The following is an 18,562-nucleotide window of genomic DNA, read 5'->3' as shown; positions in this document are numbered from 1 at the left end:
CGCTCAGCGGCGCAGCTTAGACTCAGTCCGACGTTGGCACGGGCGAAGGAGAGGCGTTGAACTCCAGCCGGTTGGAACTGCCCGTCCCGGTCAAGCTGGTGGTGCTCGCCTCCGGATCGGGCACGCTGCTGCAGTCGCTCCTGGACGCGACCCAGCGCATCGACTTCCCGGCGAAGATCGTCGCCGTCGGCACGGACCGGCCGGGTGTCGAGGCACTGGCCCGCGCCGAGCGCGCCGGCGTGCCGCACTTCACGGTCCGCCTGAGCGACCACCCGGACCGCAACGCCTGGGACAAGGCCCTCACCGAGGCGGTCGCCGCCTACGAGCCCGACCTGGTGGTGTCGGCGGGCTTCCTGAAGATCCTGGGCACGAACTTCCTCACGCGGTTCCCGAACCGCGTGATCAACACCCACCCGGCCCTGCTGCCGTCGTTCCCGGGGATGCACTCGGTGGCCGACGCGCTGGAGCTGGGGGTCAAGCTGACCGGCTGCACGGTGCACTTCGTGGACGCCGGGGTCGACACCGGCCCGATCATCGCGCAGGAGGCGGTGACCGTGGAGCCGGACGACGACGAGGACAGGCTGCACGAGCGCATCAAGGTCGTGGAACGACGGCTGCTCGTGGACGTGGTGGAACGACTCGGCCGGGCCGGTGCCACGGTCGAGGGACGGAAGGTGAGGTTGCGGTGACGGTGGAAGGTCGGCGTCCGGTCAAGCGCGCCCTGATCGGCGTTTCGGACAAGACGGGCCTGCTGGAGCTGGGCACCGCGCTGCACGCGGCCGGTGTGGAGATCGTCTCCACCGGCGGCACGGCCAAGGCGCTCGCCGACGCCGGGGTGCCGGTCACGCCGGTCGAGCAGGTCACCGGTTTCCCGGAGTCCTTCGACGGCCGGGTCAAGACGCTGCACCCGCGGGTGCACGCCGGCCTGCTGGCCGACCGCGACCGCCCGGAGCACGTCGAGCAGCTGCGCGAGCTGGACATCGCGCCGTTCGACCTGCTGGTGGTCAACCTGTACCCGTTCCGCGAGACCGTCGCCTCGGGCGCGAGCCCCGAGGACTGCGTGGAGAACATCGACATCGGCGGCCCGGCGATGGTCCGCGCCGCCGCGAAGAACCACAACAACGTGGCCGTCGTGGTCGACCCGGCCCGCTACGAGTGGGTGCTGGAGCAGGTCCGCGCCGGCGGGTTCGAGCTGGCCGACCGCAAGCGCCTCGCGGCCCAGGCCTACGCCCACACCGCGAGCTACGACATGGCGGTCGCGGCGTGGTTCGCCAACGTCTACGCCCCGGCGGACGACTCCCGCTTCCCCGACTTCACCGGCGGCACCTGGGAGCGCGGCGAGGTGCTGCGCTACGGCGAGAACCCGCACCAGCGCGCCGCGGTGTACCGGCACTGGCGCTCCGGCCTGGCCCACGCCGAACAGCTGCACGGCAAGGCCATGTCGTACAACAACTACGTCGACACCGACGCCGCCCGCCGGGCCGCCTACGACTTCGAGGCCCCCGCGGTCGCGATCATCAAGCACGCCAACCCGTGCGGCATCGCGATCGGCGTGGACATCGCCGAGGCGCACCGCAAGGCGCACGCGTGCGACCCGGTGTCGGCCTACGGCGGGGTGATCGCGGCGAACCGGCCGATCACCCGCGAGGCCGCCGAGCAGATCGCCGAGGTGTTCACCGAGGTCGTGCTCGCGCCGGACTTCGAGGACGAGGCGCTGGACGTGCTCAAGCGCAAGAAGAACGTGCGCCTGCTGAAGCTGCCCGCGCTCGCCGACGCGGACCCGATCGAGTTCCGCCCGATCTCCGGCGGCATGCTCGTGCAGACCGTCGACAAGATCGACGCGCCCGGCGACTCGCCGGCGAACTGGACCCTGGCCACCGGCGAGGCCGCCGACGCCGACACGCTCGCGGACCTGGAGTTCGCGTGGCGGGCGATCCGCGCGGTCAAGTCGAACGCGATCCTGCTGGCCAGCGGTGGCGCGACGGTCGGCGTCGGCATGGGCCAGGTCAACCGCGTCGACTCGTCGCGCCTGGCCGTGCAGCGCGCCGGGGACCGGGTCAAGGGCTCGGTGGCGGCGTCCGACGCGTTCTTCCCGTTCCCGGACGGGCTGCAGGTGCTGCTCGACGCCGGTGTGCGCGCGGTCGTCCAGCCCGGCGGTTCGGTGCGGGACGCCGAGGTGATCGCGGCGGCCGAGGAGGCCGGCGTGACGCTGTACCTCACGGGCACGCGCCACTTCGCCCACTGATTCAGAGGCGGGTGGCGGTCCCGGTGATCGTCACCCGCTCGTCGTCCGGGCGGACGTCCACCAGCAGCTCGCTGCGCCGCCCCATGTCCTCGCCCTGCACGATCGTCAGGCGCCGGGGTTCGGTGACCTTGCCGAGGGCCTTCAGGTAACCGCCGAAGGCCGCGGCCGCCGCACCCGTCGCCGGGTCCTCGACCACGCCGCCGACGGGGAACGGGTCGCGGGCGTGCACGGTGTCCTCGTTCTCGGGCCAGAACAGGTGCACGGTGGTCCAGCCGTGCTCGCGCATGACCCCGGCGAGGCGGTCGAAGTCGTAGTCGAGGCGGGCCAGGCGATCGCGCGTGGCGGCGGCGAGCACCAGGTGGTCGTTGCCCGCGAACGCGACGTGCGGCGGCCAGGCCGGGTCGAGGTCGTCGCGGGACCAGCCGAGCGCGTCGAGGGTCGGCTGTAGTTCGTCCTCCGTGGCCGGCCGGGAGCGGGTGGGGACGCTGGTGAAGCCGGCGGTGATCGCGTCCCCGCCGGTGGTCCCGAGCGTGATCGGGCCGGCGGGGGTGTCGAAGAGCAGGTCGCCGGGGCCGGTGCGCTCGGCGAACGCGACCGCGGTGGCGATCGTGGCGTGCCCGCAGAAGGCGACCTCGGCCAGCGGGCTGAAGTAGCGCACGCGGTAGCGGCGGGGGCCGTCCGGGACGGCGAAGGCGGTCTCGGAGTAGCCGACCTCCGCGGCGATCTTCTGCATGTCGGGGTCGGCGAGCCCAGTGGCGTCCAGGACGACGCCGGCGGGGTTGCCGCCGGCGCGGTCGCTGCTGAACGCGGTGTATCGGAGAACCTCGGTCATGGGTCGATTCTGCCGCGCCGCGAGGTCTGATGAGGCTCCGGCGCCATCGTCTTGACATCGCACAGGTGTTCGAGGCACACTAGGCGAGTCGAACAGGAGTTCGAACAGTCGCCGGCTTCCCCACGGTGACGTCAGCAGGGTCTCGCAGGCGCGTCGTGGGGAGGTGGCATGTCGGTCGCGGCACTGGCAGCTCTGCCCGGGGTGAGCACGGCCAGCGGGGTGGCCGCCGAGGCGGAGCACGCCCAGCTGACCGGGCGCGTGCTGCCGGTGCGGCCGGAGTTGCGGCGCCTGCTGCCGTCGGCGGGTCTGCGGCGGGGGAGCACGATCGCGGTGCGCGGATCGGTGTCGTTGCTCCTCGCGCTGCTGGCCGAGGCGACGGCGACCGGATCGTGGGCCGCGGCGGTGGGGATGCCGGACCTCGGTCTGGTGGCCGCCGCGGAACTCGGGGTCGAGGTGAGCCGGCTCGCGCTGGTGCCGCGGCCCGGGGCCGAGTTCGCCGCGGTCGCCGGTGCGCTGCTGGACGGGATGGACGTGGTGGCGGTCGCCGCTCGGGGCGCGGCGCCGCACGAGGCACGGCGCCTTTCGGCGCGGGCACGGCATCGGGGCGCCGTGCTGCTCTCCCTCGGGCCGTGGCCCGGCGCCGAGGTGGAGCTCGACTGCGTGGCCGGTCGCTGGACCGGCCTCGAAGGCGGGCACGGGTACCTGCGTGAGCGGCGGGTCCGTGTCCAGGGTGCCGGCCGGGGCGCGGCGACGCGGCCCCGGCGGGCGGATCTGCTGCTGCCGGGGTCTGCGGGGGCCCCGGCAGCAGCACCCGAGCCGGTGCTGGAACTGGCCCGGGAGGTGAGCTGATGCACGGCGGTTCTCCGGGCGCCGCGGAGCGGTTCGGCTCGGCGTGTGGGTTGAGCTGCGGGAGCGCGGCGGAGCGACTTGGCCCGGGGCGCGGGCCGCGGCGCGCGAGCTCGGGAACGGCGGTGGCGCGGCGCGGCGCCACCGGCGGGGTGCGCCGCGGGGGCGCCTGGCGCGGGAGGTGCGCCGGGCGGCCCCCGGCAGCACGCGTGCGGAGCAGCGCATGTCCACAGTAGACAAACCGCCGCGCATGCTGGTCCTCTGGGTTCCGGACTGGCCCGCCGTCGCCGCGTGTCTGGCCGCCGGCACGCCCCTCCACCTGCCCGCCGCGGTCTTCCACGCCAACCGGGTCGTCGCGTGCACCGCGATCACCCGTGCCGCCGGCATCCGGCGCGGCATGCGCCGCCGGGACGCGCAGTCCCGCTGTCCCGAACTCCAGGTCTTCGGCCCGGACGAGGACCGCGACGCGCGCCTCTTCGAGCCCGTCGCGGCCGCGGTGGAGGAGCTGGTCGTCGGGGTCGAGGTGGTCCGCCCCGGCCTGGTCGCGGTGCCCGCCGACGGCGCATCCGGCTACTTCGGCGGCGAGCTGCGCCTCGCGGAACTGCTCGTCGAACACGTCTCCCACCAGGTGGAGTGCCAGATCGGCATCGCGGACGGGCTGTTCGCCGCGACACTGGCCGCCCACCGGTCCCGCATCGTCGACCGCGACGGAGCCGCCGGGTTCCTCGCGCCCCTGCCGGTCGGCGAACTCGACCAGCCGGACGCCGACCGCGCCGAACTGGTGGACCTGTTGCGCCGCCTGGGATTGCGCACGCTCGGCGCGTTCGCGGAACTCGCCGAACGGGACGTCGCCGCGCGGTTCGGCCGCGCCGGCATGGTCGCGCACCGGCTGGCGCGCGGCCTGGACGAACGGCCCCCGCACCGGCGCCAACCGCCGCCCGAACTCACCGTCACCAAGGCCTTCGACCCGCCGCTGGACCGCGTGGACGCCGCCGCGTTCATGGCACGCACCCTCGCCGAGCGGTTCCACGGCGGTCTGGCCCGGCACGGCCTGGCCTGCACCCGCCTGGGCATCTACGCCACCACCGAGCACGGCGAGGAACTGAGCCGCGTGTGGCGCTGCGCCGAACCGCTGACGCCGCAGGGCATCGCGGACCGGGTGCGCTGGCAGTTCGAGGGCTGGCTGCGCGCTGCGCCGGACGAGCGCCCCACCGCCGGGGTGGAGCGGCTGCGGCTGGCGCCCGAGGAGACCGTCGAAGGCCACTCGCTGCAGTTGGGCCTGTGGCAGGAGGGCATCCACGGCCTGGCCGACGAGCGCGCGGAAAAGGCCGGCCGCGCGCTGGTGCGGGTGCAGGGCCTGCTCGGCCCGGACAGTGTCTTCACCGCGGTCCTCGACGGCGGCCGCGGGCCGGCCGAACGCGTCCGGCTGGTGCCGTGGGGCGACCCGCGGACACCGCGGAACCCGCCGGACACGCCGTGGCCGGGACGGCTGCCCGCGCCGTCCCCGGCCACGGTCTACGAGCAGCCGCTGCCCGCGCGCGTCCTCGACGCGTCGGGCGCGGAGGTGCACATCACCCGGCGCCGGGAGCTGTCCGCGGCCCCGCACCGGGTTTCGGTGGGCGACGGCCCGCCGCGGGAGGTCCTGGACTGGGCCGGCCCGTGGCTGGTCGACGCGCACTGGTGGACACCGGGTGGCGACGGGGTGCGCACCCGGGTGCAGGCCGTGCTGGCCGGGGAACCGGAAACGGCGGTGCTGTTGACGAGAGTGGGCGGAACGAGTCCGCGATGGACAGTGGAGGGAGTGTACGACTGATGGACGACGAGTACTTCCGGGATCTGCAGCACTGGCTGGCCCTGCCGCGCAAGGTGGTCGAGTCGCTCGACCCGGTCGAGGACGAGCAGATGCTGCTGCCCATCCCCGTCCCGCGGCGGCCCGTGGACTAGCGGAAATGGCCTTCCACAACCCGCCGGTCAGCTGGGAGGAGCTGGAACGCAGGCTCTCCGGCAAACCCGCCGCGGCCGACGGCGGGGACAGCCCCGCGTGGAGCCGGAAACGGGAGGGCTACGTCCGGCCCAGCACCGTCGAGCCCCCACGCGGCGACGACCACGCGGGCGGGCGGCGCCGGGTGCCCTACGCCGAGCTGCACTGCCACTCCAACTTCAGCTTCCTGGACGGCGCGAGCCACCCCGAGGAGCTGGTCGAGGAGGCGTCGCGGCTGGGGCTCGACGCGATCGCGCTCACCGACCACGACGGCATGTACGGGGTGGTGCGGTTCGCCGACGCGGCGCGCGACCTGGGCGTGCGCACGGTGTTCGGCACCGAGCTGAGCTTCGGCCTGTCCGGCCCGCAGAACGGCGTCGCCGACCCGGAGGGCGAGCACCTGCTCCTGCTCGCCAAGCAGCAGGACGGGTACGCCGCCCTGTGCCGGGCGATCACCGCGGGCCAGCTCGCCGGGCACGACCACGCCGCGTCGGCGGAGCGGGCCGAGAAGGGCCGCCCGGTGTACGACCTGGACGCCGTCGCGAGCGAGGTCGCCGGCAAGGTCGTGGTGCTCACCGGGTGCCGCAAGGGCGCGGTCCGGCGGGCACTGGCCCGCGGTGGTCCGGAGGCGGCCGGGCGGGAACTGCGGCGGCTGCGCGACCGGTTCGAGTCGGTGTACGTCGAGCTGACCGATCACGGCTACCCCGAGGACGGGGTGCACAACGACGTCCTCGCCGCGCTGGCCGCCGAGCAGGGCCTGCCGACCGTCGCCACCACCGCCGCCCACTACGCCACCCCGGACCGGGGACGGCTGGCCGGCGCGATGGCCGCGATCCGCGCCCGCCGCGGCCTCGACGACATGGCCGGCTGGCTGCCCGCGTCCGGCATGGCCTTCCTGCGGTCCGGCGAGGAGATGGCGCAGCGGTTCGCCCGCTACCCCGGCGCGGTGCAGCGGGCCGCGCTGCTCGGCCTGGAGTGCGCCTTCGACCTGAAGCTGGTCGCGCCCGAGCTGCCGCCCTACGACGTCCCCGACGGCTACACCGAGGCGTCCTTCCTGCGTGAGGAGGTCTACCGCGGCGCCGCGCACCGCTACGGCGACGACCCGGACGCGCTGCGTCAGATCGAGCACGAGCTGCGGATCATCGAGCAGCTGAACTTCCCCGGCTACTTCCTCATCGTGTGGGACATCGTCGAGTTCTGCCGCCGCAACAACATCCTGTGCCAGGGCCGCGGATCCGCGGCGAACTCGGCGGTCTGCTACGCGCTGGGCATCACCAAGGTCGACTCGGTGCGGTGGAAGCTGTTGTTCGAACGCTTCCTCGCGCCGGACCGGGACGGCTACCCGGACATCGACCTGGACATCGAGTCCGACCGCCGCGAGGAGGTGATCCAGTACGTCTACCGCAAGTACGGGCGCACGCGCACCGCGCAGGTGGCGAACGTGATCACCTACCGCGCCAAGTCCGCGATCCGCGACGCCGCACGGGCCTTCGGGTACTCGCCCGGCCAGCAGGACGCGTGGAGCAAGCAGATCGACCGCTGGGGCCCGCTGCACGACACCAAGGACGACACCGATCACGACATCCCGCTGCCGGTGCTGCAGGTGGCCGCCGCGCTGGAGGACTTCCCGCGGCACCTGGGGATCCACTCCGGCGGGATGGTGATCTGCCACCAGCCGGTGAGCGAGGTGTGCCCGATCGAATGGGCGCGCATGGCCGACCGCAGCGTGCTGCAGTGGGAGAAGGACGACTGCGCCTCGGTGGGACTGGTCAAGTTCGACCTGCTCGGCCTGGGCATGCTCTCCGCCCTGCACTACATGCTGGACCTGGTGCGCGAGTTCGAGGGCATCGAGATCGATCTGTCCAAACTGGACCTCAAGGACGCCGAGGTCTACGAGATGCTGCAGCGCGCGGACGCGATCGGCGTGTTCCAGGTGGAGAGCCGGGCGCAGATGGCGACGCTGCCGCGGCTGAAGCCGAAGACGTTCTACGACCTGGCGATCGAGGTCGCGCTGATCCGGCCGGGCCCGATCCAGGGCGGCTCGGTGCACCCCTACATCCGGCGGGCCACCGGTCGCGAGGACTGGGAACACGACCACCCGCTGCTGGCGAACGCGCTGGACAAGACCCTCGGTGTGCCGCTGTTCCAGGAGCAGATGATGCAGATCGCGCTGGACGTCGCGAACTTCACCGCCGCGGAGGCCGACGAGCTGCGGCACGCGATGGGGTCGAAGCGGTCCACGCGCAAGATGGAACGGCTGCGGGAACGGTTCTACGAGGGCGCCCGGCGCAACGGTCTGGACGACGAGCTGATCGCGCGGATCTTCCACAAGCTGATGGCGTTCGCGAACTTCGGGTTCCCGGAGAGCCACGCGCTGAGCTTCGCCTACCTCGTGTTCGCCAGCGCGTACTTCAAGCGCTACCACCCGGCGGCGTTCTGCGCGGCGCTGCTGCGGGCCCAGCCGATGGGGTTCTACTCGCCGCAGTCGTTGGTCGCCGACGCCCGGCGGCACGGCATCACCGTGCACGGCCCGGACATCAACGCGAGCCTGCCGCACGCCACGCTCGAGCCCGGGGGTTCCGGTCTGGCGGTGCGGATCGGGCTGGGAGGAGTGCGCATGATCGGGCAGAAGCTGGCGGAGGAGATCGTCGCGGAACGGCAGCGGGGTGGTGCTTTCACCGACATGGCCGACCTGGCGCGACGCGTGCGGCTGACCACGCCGCAGATCGAGGCGCTGGCGACCGCGGGCGCGTTCGGCCGGTTCGCCGGCGACCGGCGGCGGGCGTTGTGGGCGGCCGGGGCGGTGGCGCAGGAGCGGCCGGAGAAGCTGCCGGTCACGCTGGCCGGGGCGCACGCGCCGACGCTGCCCGGGATGGACGAGATCGACGAGGCGGTCGCCGACGTGTGGGCCACCGGGTTGTCGCCGGACAGCTTCCCGACGCAGTTCATCCGCGACCGGCTGGACGCGCTGGGCGTGGTGCCGGCCGGAAAACTGGCGGACGTCGAGGACGGCGCCCGGGTACTGATCGGAGGGGCGGTGACCCACCGGCAGCGCCCGGCGACCGCGGGTGGGGTCACGTTCCTCAACATCGAGGACGAGACGGGGATGGTCAACGTCGTGTGCTCGGCCGGGTTGTGGCGCCGCTACCACCGGGTGGCGCGGGGCAGCGCGGCGATGCTGATCCGCGGGGTGATCGAACGGGCGGACGGGGTGGTGAGCGTGCGCGCGGACCGGCTGCAGCACCTGTCGATGCGGGTGCCGTCGAAGTCCCGGGACTTCCGATGACCGACCTGCCGATCACCGACGCGCGGGGGAACACGCTGGTCAGCCTTCGGTTCGGCGTCGCGACCGATCCCGCGGTGCCGATGCCGCTCGCGCTGGTGGTCGTCGAGGTGGACGAGCGCGTGCTGCTGGTCTTCGACCGGCGGCGCGGGCAGTGGGAGCTGCCCGGCGGGATGATCGAGCCGGGGGAGACGTCGCACCAGGCCGCGGTCCGCGAGCTGGCCGAGGAGACCGGCATCGTGGTCAGCGGCCTGCGATTCGCCGCCGTGGCCAGGTTCGTGCTGCGCGACCCGTTGCGGCGCGAGTACGCCGCGGTCTACCGGACGGGCTTCGCGACCGAGCCGGCGGTGGCGCCCCAGCAGGACGAGGTCTCCGCGATCGCGTGGTGGCACCCTCGAACGCCCCTGCTGCGCGACCAGGGTCTGCTGGACGCCGAGATCGCCCGGCGGGTCACCGGGCTGCGCTGAGGGCGCGGACCGCTGCGGTTTCCTCGCGCCACACCAGGCTCCACTCGACCGGCGGCGCGTCCGAGAACGGCACGAACGCCAGGTTCGGGCGCGCGAAGTACCGCGTCGCGTGCTCGGCGAGCGGGCTGATGCCCTCCCCGGCTTCGACGGCGAGGAACAGTTCCTGGATCGTCCCGGGCGCGGGTCCGAGTTCGATCGGGCGGCCCGCGGGCGTCGTCCACGGCAGCCGCGGCGGCCAGAGCGCGCGGAGCACGGTGTCCCGGGCGAGGTCCTCCAGCGACAACGACTTCCGCCGCGCGAAGGGGTGTTTCGCCGCCACCGCCAGCACCAGCGGCTCGGTGTGCACCACCACCCCGGGGTCCGGCAGCAGCGTGACCAGGGCGTCGACCTCGCCGTCGCGCAGGCAGCGCTGGGGGTCGGCGAAGTCGGCTTCCTTGATCTGGACGTGAAAGCCTTGGGCGCGAACGGTTTCCAGCCGTTGTGAGATGAGGTCGGCCACCGCGGGAGCGGCGAAACCCAGGCGCAGCACGGTGTTCCGCTCCCGCCCGGCGGCTTGGGCGCGCGCGAACGCCTCCTGGATCCGCCGGTGGGCGGGCGCGACGTCGTCCCGCAGCCGCTGCCCGATCGCGGTCAGGGCGACCCGGCGGCTCGTCCGGTCGAAGAGCCGCGCGCCGATGCGCCGTTCCAGCGTGCGGATCGTCTGGCTGACCCGCGCCTGCGACACGTGCAGCAGCTCGGCCGTGCGGCCGAAGTGCAGTTCCTCGGCGAGCACGAGGAAGATCTCGATGTCCCGCCGCTCCACATCCATAACAGCCAGGTTATCGATCAGGCGCGGTTTTGTCGTTGGTCCCGGCGTGCCGGAGGGCGAGAGTGGTGGCATGAACCTGATCCGGGCCACCGAAGCCGAAGTCCTCGCCGACGCCCCGGGCAGCCGCATCACGCTGCTCACCGACACGGACACGCTGACCAGCAACCGCGCGACGTTCGAGCCCGGCGCCACCGGCGCGCCGCCGCATTTCCACACCAAGGCCACCGAGGTGTTCTTCGTGCTGAGCGGCCGCTTGACGGTGCTGTTCGACGACGAGGTGGTCACCCTCGGCGAGGGCGACTTCCTGACGGTGCCGCCGCGCGTGCCGCACGCCTTCGCGCCCGCGCCGGGGTCGGCGGCGGACGTGCTCGTCACTTTCACGCCCGGGATGGACCGGTTCGACTACTACCGGCTGCTGGACCGGGTCAACCGCGGCGAGGCGGACCCGCGGGAGATCCGGGAATCGCAGGAGCGCTACGACAACCACTACGTCGACAGCCCGGTGTGGCGGGTGTGATTAGCTCGCCGGATGGAGATCGCCGAGGACTACCGGGACGCCGTCCTGCCGGGGAGCACGTGGGAGAAGCGGCAGTTCAGCCGGTGCGATTTCAGCGGCGCGGACCTGCGCCGGCTGGTCACGCAGGGCTGCACCTTCGACGAGTGCGACTTCTCGGGCGCGGATCTGGGGGAGTCGCGGCACCAGGCTTCGGCGTTCCGGTCGTGCGTGTTCGACCGGACGGTGCTGGCGGACAGTTCGTGGAGCGGGTGCTCGTTGCTCGGATCGTCCTTCGTGGACGGTGGGTTGCGCGGGATGTCCGTGCGGGACTGTGATTTCTCGCTGGCGAACTTCAGCCGGGCGAACCTGCGGCGCCGGTCGCTGTCCGGGTTGCGGTTCCGGGAGGCCGGTTTCGTGGAGGCGAACCTGGCCGAGGCCGACCTGCGGGACAGCGACTTCCGCGGCGCCCGACTGACCGGCGCGGACCTGACCGGGGCCGACCTGCGCGGCGCCAAGCTCGACGCGAACGGCCTGGTGCGGGCGAAGCTGCGCGGGGCGCGCGTGGACCTGGAAACGGCGATCGCCTTCGCGGCGGCGCACGGTTTGGTGGTCGACTGACGCTCGCGCGGCGCCACGCCGTGGGGAGTGGCGCCGCGCGGACGGCTAGTCGATCGGCGGTTCGCCCGGGTCCAGCTCGATCAGGTCGCCCGAGGCGAGCAGGTCCTCGATCGACGCGGGCAGCAGGTAGGCCGCGCCGCCGCCGGGCTGGTTGAACCACGGGATCGCGACCCCGGCCAGCGCCTCGATCGGCCGCTGCACCCGGTACACGTGGTACGGCCGGTTCACCCACTCCGGCACCAGGGAACGCTCCTCGAACGGGGTCCCGGCCGCGTAGGTCAGGTTGCCGTTCGGGCCGCCGAAGCGGTCCAGCTCGCTGCCGGCCGGGAGTTCGCGCATCTCCTTGCCGCGGAACAGGGTCAGCGGCGGCTCACCGGGCAGCGGCTGGATGGGCCACTGCTGGTTGCCACCGGAGGCCGCGGCCGCCGCGGGGGCGGGCGCCGCCGGTTCGACCCGTCGCGGCGGCGGTTCCCGTCGCGGGGGAGCGGGCGGGGGCGGCGCGACCGGGGGCGCCAGCATCGTGGGCGGGCCGGCCGGGTCCGGCTCGTCGAGGCGGTCGGACAGAGCCCGCTGGGGCAGGTCGTGCCGCTGCGGCTCGGACGGCTCCTGGGCCGGGGTGCGCGGCACCTCGGTGGCATCCATCTCCGGCCGTGCCGGCGGCGTGGTGCGGCCGCCCGGGCTGAGCAGGAGCTTGCCGAGCATGAACGCGGCCGCGTCGTCGGCGTCGCCGAAGACCGCGGGGCTCGTCAGGGCGTCGTCGTACCAGCCGACGCGCCAGCCGTCGTCGACCTTCTCCAGGCTCCAGCCGTGCTCGGCCGGTTCGCCGATGCGGTACGCCGCGTCCGGCACGCCGAGGTCGGAGAGCTTGGCGCGCAGGTTGTCCAGGGCGGGCTCGCCGGAGGGCGGGGCCACCGGGCGGGCCAGCATGGTGGGCGGACCGTCGGGCGCGGGGCGGCCCCTGCGCGGCCCCTGCGCGGGGGCACCCTGCGCAGCAAAGCCACCACGAGGTTCGACGCCACCGGGCGCGGCCCCGAATCCCCGAGCTTCCGGAGCGGCCTCATGACCCACGAGGCCCTCCGGCCCTTCCTCGCTGGTGAAGGCGCGCTGGTCGCGGGCTTCCTGGCCGGAAAAGCCACGGTGGCCGGGGCTTCCCGGGCCGGCGCCGCGCTGGTCCGGGCCTTCCGGGCTGAACCCCGGCTGGCCCGGGCCTTCCGGACCCGCGAAGCCGTGCGGCTCCCGGCCTTCGGGGCCTTCCGAACCGGCGAACGGACGCTTACCGCGGCCTTCCTCCGGGGCGAAGCCTTCCTGGCGGGCATCCACCGCGTGGCCGGCCGCGCCACGACCTTCCGGCGCGAAGCGCTCCGGAGCGCGGGGGTCGAACCCAGCGACAGTCGCCTCCCCGGCAAGCCCCTCCTGCGCGGCGGAGTGCTGGCCGCGCCCCTCCGACGGTTCTTGGCTGAAGCGCTCTGGGCCCCGTGGCTCGGGGCTGTCCGGGGCGGTCAAGCCGTGCTGGCCGCGTGCCTCGGGGGTTTCCTGGCCGAAGCGTCCCGGACCACTGGACTCGGGGGCCTCCTGGGCGGCGGAACCATGTTGGCGCCGCCTCTCCGGAGCTTCCTGGCGTTGGGCGGGCCCATCGAGGCCCTCCTGGGCTCCGAAGGCGCGCTGGCCTCGCCCATCCGGGCCCTCGGGCCCGGCGAAATCGCGCTGCTCCGGCGTTTCTGGAGTGCCGTAGCCACGCTCGCCACGCGGCTCGGGGCCTTCTGGTTCGAGGCCGTGCCCCTCGGGTCCGGCGAATCCGCGCTGCTCCGGCGCTTCTGGACCGCCGAAGCCACGCCCCTCCGGGGCTTGCCGGCCGCCGAAGTCGCGCTGGCCGCGCGCTTCCGGAGCTTCCTGGCCGAAGCCGCGCGCTCCTCGCGCCTCGGGGCCGTAGCCATGCTGGCCGGGTCGTTCGGCGGCGAAGCGCTCCGGGCCCTCTTGACCGGAACCGGCCTGGCCGGGCCCCTCGGGCGCTTCCGCGCCGAAGCCGGCCTGGTCGCGCCCTTCGGGCCCTTGCGCGGCGAAGCGCTCGGGGCCGCGCGCGTCCGGGCCTTCCTGGCCGTAGCCGTGCTGGCCGGGTCCCTCGGCGCCGAGACGCTCCGGGCCTTCCTGACTGAAGCCGGCCTGGCCGGGCCCCTCAGGCGCTCCCGCGCCGAAGCCGGCCTGGCGCCCTTCGGGGCTCTGCGCGGCGAAGCGCTCCGGACCACGCGCGTCCAGGCCTTCCTGGCCGTAGCCGGCCTGGCCGGGCCCCTCGGGCGCTCCCGCGCCGAAGCCGGCCTGGCGTCCATCGGGCCCCTGCGCGGCGAAGCGCTCGGGGCCCCGCGCGTCCGGGCCTTCCTGACCGTAGCCGTGCTGGCCGGGCCCCTCGGCGCCGAGACGCTCCGGGCCTTCCTGACCGTAGCCGGCCTGGCCGGGCCGCTCGGGCGCTTCCGCGCCGAAGCCAACCTGGCTGGGCCCCTCGGGCGCTTCCGCGCCGAAGCCGGCCTGGCCGCGCCCTTCGGGCCCCTCCGCGGCGAAGCGCTCCGGGCGCCGCGCCTCCCGACCTTCCTGGCCGTAGCCGTGAAGGCCAGGGCCTTCGGCGCCGTGGCGCTCGGGGCCGCGCGCGTCCGGGCCTTCCTGGTGGTAGCCGTGCTGGCCAGCGCCCTCCGCGCCGTGGCGCTCCGGGCCTCGCGACTCTGCACCTTCCTGGCCGTAGCCGTGCTGACCAGGGCCCTCGGCGGCGAAGCGCTCCGGCCGCCCCGCCGCGCCTTCCTGCGCGGCGTAGGCCTCGCGGCCGTTCCAGCCGCGGCCCTCCGTCGGCGCCTCGTCGGCGTCGGGGCCGGGCTCCTGCCCGGCGAAGCCGCCCGGCTCCCCGGCGAAGCCTCCCGGCTGCCCGGCAAGAGCGCCCGGCTCGCCGGTAAAGCCGTGCTCGGCCAAGCCCTCGCGCGGCTCCCACGTTCCGTCCGCGCCACCGCGCGGCTCGTCGGCGAACGCCTCCCGCGCGTCCCACGTCCGGGTCTCGTCCCCGGCATCCCCGGCCGACGCCGGAGACGCCGGCTCCGCGTCCTTCACCGCCGGCTGCACCAGCATCGTCGGCGGCCCGGCCTCCGGGTCGATCACCGGCGTCAGCGTCGTCGGCTGCTCCACCTCCCCGGCCCCGGCCGCGTCCGCCGCAGGCTCGGCGGGTGCCGCCGCCTGCTCCGGCACCCGGCGCGCCGGCTGCGCGGGCCCCCGGCTCAGGTACGCGCCTGCGGCCTGCACCGTCTGCTCCGGCACCTCGGGCAGCGTGTGGCCGTTGCTGGCGATGTGCGCGACCAGCTCCGCCTCCGGCGCGACGCCGTACTCCTGCAGGTAGTAGTTGACCGCCGCCGGCCAGATCCACACCCCGTCGGTGTGGAAGGCCACCGGCACGGTCGCCGCGGGCTGCTGCGCCAGCCGGTCCAGGTCGAACCCGCGTTCGGCGCGCACGACCGGCGCGTTGTTCAGGTACTCGAGCACCCGCTGCTGCTCGTCGGCGTCCAGCTCCGGCCGGTTGAGCACCGGGCGGCCGCTGGGCTCGTGGCCGTCGAAGATCCGGGCGATCCGGAAGCGCGGGCCGGGCTGCTCGGGCGCGAGACCCGCCATGCGGCGCATCAGCCACTCCGGGACGTTGTCCTCGGAGCGCGGGAACATCCTCAACTCGTCGGCGTACGCCTGCGGCGGGGGCATCAGATCCCACCGCGGCTCGTCGCGGTCGTACTCCAGGTTGTAGCTCGATGGGTGGTCGAGCTGGTAGCGCGCGTTGAACCAGGTGCCGCGACCCTCGCGGTACATCCCGGCCCGCAACCGGCCGAACAGCGTGGCGATGTCGTGGGTGGCCATCCACTCCTGGGCCGACCCGTCCTCGAGCAGGACCTCACCGGACAGCTCGTGGTAGCGGCCGACCGCCCGGTAGGTCGCGGTCACCCGCCGCCAGTCCCGCGGAGCGGCCCGGAGCAGGGCCAGTCCGATCTGCTTGACCAGGGTGTCCTGCTCGGTCGCGTTCAGCTGGGTCGTCGGTTGCGCCACCAGGCCATTTTGACTGGTCACTGATCCGATTGCACACCACCCGCACCAATAGGGGCAATGACCAGTGCAGATACATCTATCGAGGTACTAAGCGTTTCAGTGGAACTACCCATAGTGTCCTCCGCCGTCCTCGCGTGAGGCCGAGGTCATTCCTTTGCCAGAATGGGAGCCGTGACTGCGACGGTTCTCGACGGCAAAGCGACCAAGAACGCCATCTTCGAAGAGCTCAAGCCGCGGGTGGCCGCCCTGGCCGAGCGCGGCGTGACGCCCGGGCTGGGAACCGTCCTGGTCGGCGACGACCCCGGCTCCCACTCCTACGTCCGCATGAAGCACGCGGACAGCGCGAAGATCGGGGTCAACTCGATCCGCCGCGACCTGCCCGGCGACATCAGCCAGGACAAGCTCGAGGCCGTCATCGACGAGCTCAACGCCGACCCGGCCTGCCACGGCTACATCGTCCAGCTCCCGCTGCCCAAGCACCTCGACGCGGGCCGCGTCCTGGAGCGCATCGCGCCGGAGAAGGACGCCGACGGCCTGGCCCCGGTCAGCCTCGGCCGCTTGGTGCTCAACGAGGCCGGCCCGCTTCCCTGCACCCCGTACGGGATCCTCGAACTGCTCAAGCGCCACGACGTGCCCATCGCCGGCGCGAACGTCACCGTCGTCGGCCGCGGGGTCACCGTGGGCCGCACGATGGGCCTGCTGCTGACCCGCCGCAGCGAGAACGCCACCGTGACGCTGTGCCACACCGGCACCCGCGACCTGGCGGCCGAGGTCAGGCGTGCGGACATTGTGATCGCCGCGGCCGGCGTGCCGCACCTGATCAAGCCGGACATGGTCAAGCCGGGTGCGGCGGTGCTCGACGTGGGCGTCTCGCACGTCGACGGCGAGCTCGCCGGTGACGTCGACCCGGCGGTCGCCGAGGTCGCCGGGTGGCTGTCGCCGAACCCCGGCGGGGTCGGCCCGATGACCCGGGCGATGCTGGTCACCAACGTCGTCGAGGCGGCCGAGCGTGCACTCGCCACGTCGTAACCGCGCGGCCGTCTTCGAACAGCTCCCGTTCGCACTGGTGATGCTGCTGGTGGCAGTCGCCGGCGTGCGGATCTGGCAGTACCACTGGCGGCAGGGCGCCGCGATCATCGGCGGCGCCCTGCTCGTGGCGGCGATCCTGCGGGCCGTCCTGCCGGGCGTGCGGGCCGGCCTGCTGGCCATCCGCGGCCGCCCGGTGGACGTCCTCAGCTACGCCGGGCTCGGCGTCCTCATCCTCTTCCTGGCCTTCACGATCACCGACGGGCCGTTCGGCACCTGAGTCAGGCCTCGGCCATCGCCGGGGTCCGCGCCGCTTCACGGCGGTCCAGCGAACCGGACACCACGGCGATCGTCAGGCCGACGATGGCCAGCCCCGCGCCGACCCAGTTCGGCGAGACCAGGCCGAGCCCGCCGGCGATCACCAGGCCGCCCAGGTAGGCGCCGATCGAGTTGGCGACGTTGAACGCCGACTGCACCGCGGCCGACACCATCGACGGCGCGCCGCCGGCCTTGACCATGACGCGGGTCTGCATCATCGGGCCGATCATGAACCCGGCGATGCCGACCAGGAAGATCGTGATCGCGGCGCCGACCTTGTTGTGCGCGGTGACCGTGAAGATCGCGAGCACCGCGGCCAGCGCGAGTAGTGCCACGTACAGGCTCGGCATCAGCGCCTTGTCGGCCAGCCGCCCGCCGAGCAGGTTGCCGATCGTCATCCCGACACCGGCCAGCGCGAGCAGCAGGGTCACGGCCTGCGGGTCGTAGCCGGCGACGTCGGTCATCATCGGCGTCACGTAGGACAGGCAGGCGAACACGCCGCCCAGCCCGAAGGTCACGATCGCCAGGGCCAGCCACACCTGCGGTCGGCGGAAGGCGCCCAGCTCACCGCGCAGTGACGGCGACTCGGGGCGGCCCTGGTGCGGCACCAGCTTCGCGATCGCCAGGACGGCGACCAGGCCGATCACCGCGACCACGGCGAACGTGGCGCGCCAGCCCACCTGCTGGCCGAGCAGCGTGCCCAGCGGCACGCCCACGACGTTGGCCAGGGTCAGGCCGAGGAACATCAGCGACACGGCCTTCGCGCGGTCGCCGGGTTTGACGAGGCTCGACGCGACGACCGCGCCGGCGCCGAAGAACGCGCCGTGCGGCAGTCCGGCGAGGAACCGGAAGACCACGCCGAACTCCTGGTTCGGCGCGACGGCGAACAGCAGGTTGCCCGCCGTGAACAGCGCCATCATCGCCAGCAGCATCGTTTTGCGCGGCAGCCGGACGGCGACCGCGGTCAGCAGCGGCGCCCCGACGACCACGCCGAGCGCGTAGGCGGAGATGAGGTGGCCGGCGGTCGGGATGTCGACCCCGAACGTCGCGGCCGTCTGCGGAAGGACACCCATCATGACGAATTCCGTGGTGCCGATACCGAAGGCACCGACGGCGAGCGCGAGCAGCGCGATGGGCACGGTTCTCCTTTCGAGAGACGTCTGCATCGATACAGTCGAGGGGCATGAATAAGGACAGCCCATCGCCGTCCATGGCGGCACGAGCTGTCCGTCAACCAGTCTCAACCAGGCGGGGGCCCGCTGTCATCCCGCCACCGGGGTGACCATCCCCACGCGCCTGGTCAGGCGTTGTTTTCCTGCTTGTCGTGACTGACCTCGCAGTCCGACCCGGGGAAGATCAGGCCTTCGTGGCCGTCGGCGAAGCGGACGAGGTAGGGCGGTCCGCCGTTCTCCCCGCGGACTTCGACGATCTCGCCGCGTTGTTCGGCCGCTCCGACGGTGCGACCGTGGACGAGGATCCGGTCTCCTACGGCTGCGTGCATCATCGACCACCTCCGCGGGAACCAGGGTAAATCGGACGACCGGCAATTGTCACCGGACGGGAATTGATCAAGTTGCCGG

Annotated in this window: 16 protein-coding genes; 11 read left to right on the top strand and 5 right to left on the bottom strand. The window is 73.5% G+C overall.

Translation table 11 applies throughout. The features are described 5' to 3' along the window. Window positions 1-71 precede the first annotated feature (71 nt). Together purN and purH are read left to right on the top strand one after the other, a co-directional pair. A complete protein-coding gene (gene purN / locus IE290_RS14960; RefSeq protein WP_191245742.1) occupies window positions 72-689 on the top strand; it encodes a phosphoribosylglycinamide formyltransferase in 618 nt (205 codons plus the stop codon). Continuing rightward, the gene (gene purH, locus IE290_RS14955) at window positions 686-2,245 is read left to right on the top strand and encodes a bifunctional phosphoribosylaminoimidazolecarboxamide formyltransferase/IMP cyclohydrolase (RefSeq protein ID WP_191245220.1); all 1,560 of its coding nucleotides are present in this window, start codon (window positions 686-688) and stop codon (window positions 2,243-2,245) included. Before purN ends, purH begins: the two co-directional genes overlap by 4 nt. A 1-nt stretch (window position 2,246) precedes the next feature. Here purH and IE290_RS14950 read toward each other — a convergent pair whose 3' ends face one another. Next, window positions 2,247-3,077 carry a PhzF family phenazine biosynthesis protein gene (locus tag IE290_RS14950; protein WP_191245219.1) on the bottom strand — a complete coding sequence of 277 codons (831 nt, stop codon included), beginning with the start codon at window positions 3,075-3,077 and terminating at the stop codon, window positions 2,247-2,249. 168 nt (window positions 3,078-3,245) lie between these two features. On the opposite strand from IE290_RS14950, the gene imuA' reads away from it, so the two are divergent. The 5 genes from imuA' to IE290_RS14930 all read left to right on the top strand — a co-directional run bounded on the left by imuA' (window position 3,246) and on the right by IE290_RS14930 (window position 9,654). Continuing rightward, complete coding sequence (imuA', locus tag IE290_RS14945; RefSeq protein ID WP_191245218.1) at window positions 3,246-3,926, top strand: DnaE2-dependent mutagenesis accessory factor ImuA'; 681 nt, start codon at window positions 3,246-3,248, stop codon at window positions 3,924-3,926. 247 nt (window positions 3,927-4,173) lie between these two features. Continuing rightward, complete coding sequence (locus IE290_RS14940; RefSeq protein ID WP_191245741.1) at window positions 4,174-5,736, top strand: DNA polymerase Y family protein; 1,563 nt, start codon at window positions 4,174-4,176, stop codon at window positions 5,734-5,736. Continuing rightward, a complete protein-coding gene (locus IE290_RS38230; protein ID WP_020420077.1) occupies window positions 5,736-5,867 on the top strand; it encodes a hypothetical protein in 132 nt (43 codons plus the stop codon). The genes IE290_RS14940 and IE290_RS38230 overlap by 1 nt, the downstream gene beginning before the upstream one ends. A gap of 5 nt (window positions 5,868-5,872) precedes the next feature. After that, window positions 5,873-9,190: an error-prone DNA polymerase gene (locus tag IE290_RS14935; RefSeq protein ID WP_191245217.1), complete on the top strand. Its 3,318-nt coding sequence runs from the start codon at window positions 5,873-5,875 to the stop codon at window positions 9,188-9,190. Beyond that, entirely contained in the window at window positions 9,187-9,654 is a 468-nt protein-coding gene (locus IE290_RS14930) for an NUDIX hydrolase (RefSeq protein WP_191245216.1), read from the top strand. Before IE290_RS14935 ends, IE290_RS14930 begins: the two co-directional genes overlap by 4 nt. Here the strand turns inward: IE290_RS14930 and IE290_RS14925 are convergent. Beyond that, entirely contained in the window at window positions 9,638-10,462 is an 825-nt protein-coding gene (locus tag IE290_RS14925; protein WP_229874508.1) for a LysR family transcriptional regulator, read from the bottom strand. The genes IE290_RS14930 and IE290_RS14925 overlap by 17 nt on opposite strands. A 70-nt stretch (window positions 10,463-10,532) precedes the next feature. Between IE290_RS14925 and IE290_RS14920 the strand changes: the two genes are divergently transcribed. Both IE290_RS14920 and IE290_RS14915 read left to right on the top strand, forming a co-directional pair. Further along, a complete protein-coding gene (locus IE290_RS14920) occupies window positions 10,533-10,979 on the top strand; it encodes a cupin domain-containing protein (RefSeq protein ID WP_191245215.1) in 447 nt (148 codons plus the stop codon). Window positions 10,980-10,991: 12 nt separating this feature from the next. Beyond that, entirely contained in the window at window positions 10,992-11,576 is a 585-nt protein-coding gene (locus IE290_RS14915; RefSeq protein ID WP_191245214.1) for a pentapeptide repeat-containing protein, read from the top strand. Window positions 11,577-11,621: 45 nt separating this feature from the next. Here IE290_RS14915 and IE290_RS37855 read toward each other — a convergent pair whose 3' ends face one another. Continuing rightward, window positions 11,622-15,638: a glycohydrolase toxin TNT-related protein gene (locus IE290_RS37855; RefSeq protein ID WP_229874507.1), complete on the bottom strand. Its 4,017-nt coding sequence runs from the start codon at window positions 15,636-15,638 to the stop codon at window positions 11,622-11,624. A gap of 162 nt (window positions 15,639-15,800) precedes the next feature. On the opposite strand from IE290_RS37855, the gene IE290_RS14900 reads away from it, so the two are divergent. Both IE290_RS14900 and IE290_RS14895 read left to right on the top strand, forming a co-directional pair. Beyond that, window positions 15,801-16,667: a bifunctional methylenetetrahydrofolate dehydrogenase/methenyltetrahydrofolate cyclohydrolase gene (locus tag IE290_RS14900; RefSeq protein ID WP_191245213.1), complete on the top strand. Its 867-nt coding sequence runs from the start codon at window positions 15,801-15,803 to the stop codon at window positions 16,665-16,667. Next, window positions 16,648-16,944: a DUF3017 domain-containing protein gene (locus IE290_RS14895; RefSeq protein ID WP_191245212.1), complete on the top strand. Its 297-nt coding sequence runs from the start codon at window positions 16,648-16,650 to the stop codon at window positions 16,942-16,944. Before IE290_RS14900 ends, IE290_RS14895 begins: the two co-directional genes overlap by 20 nt. 1 nt (window position 16,945) lies before the next feature. Here the strand turns inward: IE290_RS14895 and IE290_RS14890 are convergent, their stop codons facing one another. Both IE290_RS14890 and IE290_RS14885 read right to left on the bottom strand, forming a co-directional pair. Then, window positions 16,946-18,121 (bottom strand): MFS transporter, encoded by a 1,176-nt coding sequence (locus tag IE290_RS14890; protein WP_191245211.1) that lies wholly within the window; start codon window positions 18,119-18,121, stop codon window positions 16,946-16,948. Between the two features lie 161 nt (window positions 18,122-18,282). After that, window positions 18,283-18,483 carry a DUF1918 domain-containing protein gene (locus tag IE290_RS14885; protein ID WP_191245738.1) on the bottom strand — a complete coding sequence of 67 codons (201 nt, stop codon included), beginning with the start codon at window positions 18,481-18,483 and terminating at the stop codon, window positions 18,283-18,285. Window positions 18,484-18,562: the final 79 nt, after the last annotated feature.

The organism is Amycolatopsis deserti, from assembly GCF_014653945.1.
Taxonomy (GTDB): Bacteria; Actinomycetota; Actinomycetes; order Mycobacteriales; family Pseudonocardiaceae; genus Amycolatopsis_E; species Amycolatopsis_E deserti.
This window is presented reverse-complemented; position numbering and strand designations above follow the sequence as displayed.

Coding starts and splice junctions, on each gene's coding strand:
- IE290_RS14950 (WP_191245219.1), bottom strand. CDS start 3,077: ATGACCGAGGTTCTCCGATACACCGCGTTCAGCAGCGACCGCGCCGGC.
- imuA' (WP_191245218.1), top strand. CDS start 3,246: ATGTCGGTCGCGGCACTGGCAGCTCTGCCCGGGGTGAGCACGGCCAGC.
- IE290_RS14940 (WP_191245741.1), top strand. CDS start 4,174: ATGCTGGTCCTCTGGGTTCCGGACTGGCCCGCCGTCGCCGCGTGTCTG.
- IE290_RS38230 (WP_020420077.1), top strand. CDS start 5,736: ATGGACGACGAGTACTTCCGGGATCTGCAGCACTGGCTGGCCCTGCCG.
- IE290_RS14935 (WP_191245217.1), top strand. CDS start 5,873: ATGGCCTTCCACAACCCGCCGGTCAGCTGGGAGGAGCTGGAACGCAGG.
- IE290_RS14930 (WP_191245216.1), top strand. CDS start 9,187: ATGACCGACCTGCCGATCACCGACGCGCGGGGGAACACGCTGGTCAGC.
- IE290_RS14925 (WP_229874508.1), bottom strand. CDS start 10,462: ATGGATGTGGAGCGGCGGGACATCGAGATCTTCCTCGTGCTCGCCGAG.
- IE290_RS14920 (WP_191245215.1), top strand. CDS start 10,533: ATGAACCTGATCCGGGCCACCGAAGCCGAAGTCCTCGCCGACGCCCCG.
- IE290_RS14915 (WP_191245214.1), top strand. CDS start 10,992: ATGGAGATCGCCGAGGACTACCGGGACGCCGTCCTGCCGGGGAGCACG.
- IE290_RS14900 (WP_191245213.1), top strand. CDS start 15,801: ATGGGAGCCGTGACTGCGACGGTTCTCGACGGCAAAGCGACCAAGAAC.
- IE290_RS14885 (WP_191245738.1), bottom strand. CDS start 18,483: ATGCACGCAGCCGTAGGAGACCGGATCCTCGTCCACGGTCGCACCGTC.